Below are 1,194 nucleotides of genomic sequence, written 5' to 3'. Positions count from 1 at the left end.
TTTTTCTTGATCAGGATAGATGATCTGCTCTAGTTTATTCCAGCTGTCGTACTTGGTTTGGGTTACATAGGTAGCGATTGCTTGATTAGGTATTATAACCGTTCTGCGTACTTCGGTGATTTCTCCTAACGTACCGTATTTATACTCTTGTGCTCCGGTTGCATCTTCAACTAAAGATATTCTTCCTTTTCGGTTATATTTGGAGTTTTTATTTCCGTAATGGTAGGTAACGTTATTTTGAGGATGTTCCGGATAATGTATTGATTTTAATCGGGTATAATCATATTCGTATTCTATTTTTTGGTTTGTTTTTTCTAAGTTGGAAGTCTGACGACTTATTACATTTCCTAAGGCGTCGTAACTTAATCGGGTTATTCCTGCACTTGGATGTGATAATTGAATTCTTCTTCCGGCTAAGTCATACTTCGATTGAGTGATTTGTCCCTCGGTATCGATGACTTCTAATATTTGATTGATGCCATCGTAAGCATAACGGGTAGTAATTATTCCTGACGGACCGGATAATTGTTCGGTCTTAACAGTAAGCCCAGATCCGTTGGCATAGGTTTTCTGTTTTCCTCCCATAGCATCCGTAACGATGGTTACTTGCTGTCTCTCAGTCGGATTTATTGTATACTCAGTGGTTTGAGTACTGGAATCCGGAAGAATAGTTGCTACGGTACGGTCTAACAAGTCATAGTTGCTTACACTTGGGTTTACTTTATCGAAGTTTCGATTAAATTCTATGGCATGCTCCGGCGATTCGGTAATCGGATAGTAGCTTTTTACTACTCGTCCGAACGGATCCAGCATAGTTCTTCCGCTTACAATAAGTACCTTTTCGTCCTGAGGATTACTTCCGTTTGCATCGGTCTTGGTTATCACTCCGTCTTTTTTTACCTGCAAGGTTCTTCCTGCTCCGTCAACAAAACTTAATGTTTTTATATCCTCTGTTGGGTGTTGCGGATTGTAATGATAAGTTATTGCATAAGCAGGGTTTTCAATGTCTCCATCTGAATTTAAAACTACTGACGGGTTATACTTATATTTTATGGTATAAGGTAAATCCAATTCCAATTCATTTGGTCCGGTGATGGTCTCAATTCTTCCCAGATTATCTATTGTGGTTTCTGTGAAATATCCGTTGATATCTTTACTAGTTAACGGTATTCCATAACGATAATCATAATTTTC

Annotated in this window: 1 pseudogene; it reads right to left on the bottom strand. The window is 38.4% G+C overall.

The window, feature by feature from the left end:
- Positions 1–1,194: pseudogene (locus GFU93_RS04270) on the bottom strand (hypothetical protein); the annotation flags it as partial.

This window comes from Apibacter sp. B3546 (assembly GCF_009827885.1).
GTDB lineage: Bacteria > Bacteroidota > Bacteroidia > Flavobacteriales > Weeksellaceae > Apibacter.
Note: the sequence above shows the minus strand (reverse complement) of the source record. Positions and strands in the feature narration are given on the sequence as shown.